This window comes from Pseudomonadota bacterium (assembly GCA_011049115.1).
Taxonomy (GTDB): Bacteria; Desulfobacterota; Anaeroferrophillalia; order Anaeroferrophillales; family Tharpellaceae; genus DSCM01.
This window is the reverse complement of the sequence record DSCM01000099.1, coordinates 1-2,692: the sequence shown is the minus strand read 5'-3', so window position 1 is coordinate 2,692 and position 2,692 is coordinate 1. Positions and strand designations below refer to the sequence as shown.

The window sequence follows — 2,692 nt, the reverse complement described above, 5'->3', positions numbered from 1 at the left end:
CTAATGGTGTTGCGTGAATGACCAGTATCTCTGGAAATCTTACTGAGACTGTGACCGTATACCCGATTGGCTGTTCGGATATGTTCATATTGATCCATCCTAAGCATCCTTTCACCTTTTCTGCTTATGGTTTTAAAAACCATATACAGAAAAGGTCGCTGTGGGTGGTCAATTTTCCGTAATCACTAGCTCTTTAACTGATCAATTTTAGAGTATCACAACCAGTTCGCCCTGGTAATATGAGATTTAAGCCGTTATCAGGGTCTGGCTTTTTTGCCCGCCGTTACCGATCACGCCGACCTATCAATAAGACAACGTTAAAACCGTGTCAAGGTGCTTTCCATAAAGTAATTATTCCTACACATAATGTGTGGGAATAATCGGCGGACCGGCCGTAATCACAGGCCCGGTTCAACAGGTCCGGCGGTTCCGGCCAGCGGCGGCGGGCTTTGCCTGCCCTGATTTTTCTTGATCGTTGAGTTCTTGGGAAAGGGTCGGATCCGGAAACACGCGGTTCTGGGAAAAAGAATCAAGTCCCGGGGTATTGGGCTAATTCGAGCAGGATGCCTTCGGGGCCCGGAAAATAAACCATCTTTTTCCCGGTCTTGGTAAATTCCTGAATGGGGCTGAGCGGTTTGACCCCGTTGGCCTTCAGAACCTCCACCGCTTTTTCAATATCTTGCACCTGAAAAGCCAGATGCCGAAAGCCCGGAGTGTTGGCCTTGTCCGAATGCTCTGTTGCATGGCCGGGCGGCGAATCAAACCGAATCAATTCTACCGAGACGCCGTCACCGGGCAAGCTCAGGCGAAGATACTCGGCATCGACATTTTCAAGCCCCACGGTCCTGAATATCCAATCGCCCCGTAGTCTCGCCTGGTCCTGAATCTTAAAGTCCAGAAGAACGAAGAATTGTCCGGCCTTTTCCAGGTCCCTGACCACAATGTTGAGATAATCGATTTTCTACAGGATGCGTGAATCAGGCATCAGTTTGACGGGCTCCTCGAGACTATGAATAATCGACGGAACGAAGAATCAGGCCGGAAGCCGGGGCGGTAAGGCCGGCGGCGGCGCGGTCGCGGGCGTCAAGAATCCGCGTCATGGCTGAAGGGTGAAGTTTGCCGCGACCGCATTCGGTCAGGGTGCCGACCATGACGCGGACCATGTTCTTGAGAAAGCCGTCGCCTTTGACGAAAAACAGCAGCAGTGCGCCCCGGCGACGCCAGCGGGCCTGGAAAATGGTGCGCTCACTGGTGCGGGATTCACCGTCGGCAGCTTTAAAGGAGAGAAAGTCATGCGTGCCGACCAAGCGCAGCGAGGCCTGACGCAGGGCGTTCAGATCCAGGGGCTGGCGAATATGCCAGGTAAAGCGACGCAGCAGCGGATTGGCGACCGGAGCGTTGTCGATGACATAGAGATAAGTTTTACTCCGGGCCGCCATGCGGGCATGAAAGTCCGCCGCCATCTCCTCAACCCGGCGCACCCGAATATCGTAAGGCAGCAGGGCGTTGAAGGCGGCGCGGATCTTCTCCGGGGAAAGCTTGCCCGCGTAGGGCCAGGAAGCCACCTGACCCCAGGCATGAACCCCGGCGTCGGTGCGCCCGGAGGCGCTGAAGCGAAAGCTTTCGCCGCAGAAACGCCGGGCCGCGCTCTCCAGGGTTTCCTGAACGGTCACCGCTCCCGGCTGTACCTGCCAGCCGTGGTAAGCGGTGCCGTCGTAGGCGATGGTTAGTTTAAGGGTTCTGACCTGCGGGGAAGACAAAAGCAAAACCGCGGGTTACGAGGCGACGGCGCGAATATCGAGAATCACGAATTCCTTCTGACCGGACGGCGTCTGCAAAACCACATCGTCGTCGACCTCCTTGCCGAGCAGGGCCCGGGCCAGGGGCGCGGCAATCGACAGGCGACCCTGTTCGATATCGGCCTCATCCTCGCCGACCAACTGATAAACCACTTCGGCCCCGCTGTCCTCGTCCGCCAGGGTCACGAAAACCCCGAATCTGACCTGATCGGGATCCCCGAAATTCTTCGGATCGATCACCTCGGCCCGCGCCAGGCGGTCACTGAGATAACTGATTCGACCCTCGATGAAAGACTGTCGGTTCTTGGCCGCGTCATACTCGGCGTTTTCACTCAAATCCCCATGATCGCGGGCCTCGGATATCGCGCGGATCACCTGCTGGCGGTCGACGCTCTTCAGCTGATTGAGCTCCTCTTTAAGTTTTTTATAACCGTCCGGCGTGAACGGCACTTTGGCCATACTGCACATCAGAAATAAACTCCGTAAGTCAAGATAGAGGTTAGAAAATCCGCTTCAGGTCACTTTGCATGATAATCCTGAATCGCCTTGAGGTTAACTTCCCGTTCATGCAGGGCGGCAATCGCCGCCGCCGCCGCCTGAGCACCGGGCAGGGTGGTAAAATAGGGCACGCCGTGATCCAGGGCGACCCTTCGAATATAAAGCGAGTCCACGCGCGAACGGGCGTCTCCGGGCAGATTGATCACCAGATCAATTTCCCGGTTAAGCACCAGATCGATCGCGTTGGGACGGCCTTCCTTCTGTTTTTTTATGGCCCGGTTGGCAATCCCTAGATCGGTCAGGGCCTGGGCCGTGCCCGAGGTCGCGATAAAACTGAACCCGGCTTTCACCAGAGGCTCGACAATACTTTGCAGACCGGCTTTATCGGTAAGGCT

Annotated in this window: 4 protein-coding genes; all 4 read right to left on the bottom strand. The window is 55.9% G+C overall.

Going from position 1 to position 2,692, the window contains the following annotated elements; translation table 11 throughout:
• Nucleotides 1–529 precede the first annotated feature (529 nt).
• Nucleotides 530–958 carry a hypothetical protein gene (locus ENN66_08860; protein HDS16695.1) on the bottom strand — a complete coding sequence of 143 codons (429 nt, stop codon included), beginning with the start codon at nt 956–958 and terminating at the stop codon, nt 530–532.
• 49 nt (nt 959–1,007) lie between these two features.
• Nucleotides 1,008–1,766 carry a tRNA pseudouridine(38-40) synthase TruA gene (truA, locus tag ENN66_08855; protein ID HDS16694.1) on the bottom strand — a complete coding sequence of 253 codons (759 nt, stop codon included), beginning with the start codon at nt 1,764–1,766 and terminating at the stop codon, nt 1,008–1,010.
• Nucleotides 1,767–1,775: 9 nt separating this feature from the next.
• Nucleotides 1,776–2,258, bottom strand: a complete 483-nt coding sequence (gene greA, locus ENN66_08850; protein HDS16693.1) for a transcription elongation factor GreA — start codon at nt 2,256–2,258, stop codon at nt 1,776–1,778.
• A gap of 59 nt (nt 2,259–2,317) precedes the next feature.
• Nucleotides 2,318–2,692 (bottom strand): carbamoyl phosphate synthase large subunit (gene carB / locus ENN66_08845; protein HDS16692.1); only part of this gene is annotated, 375 nt, incomplete at its 5' end.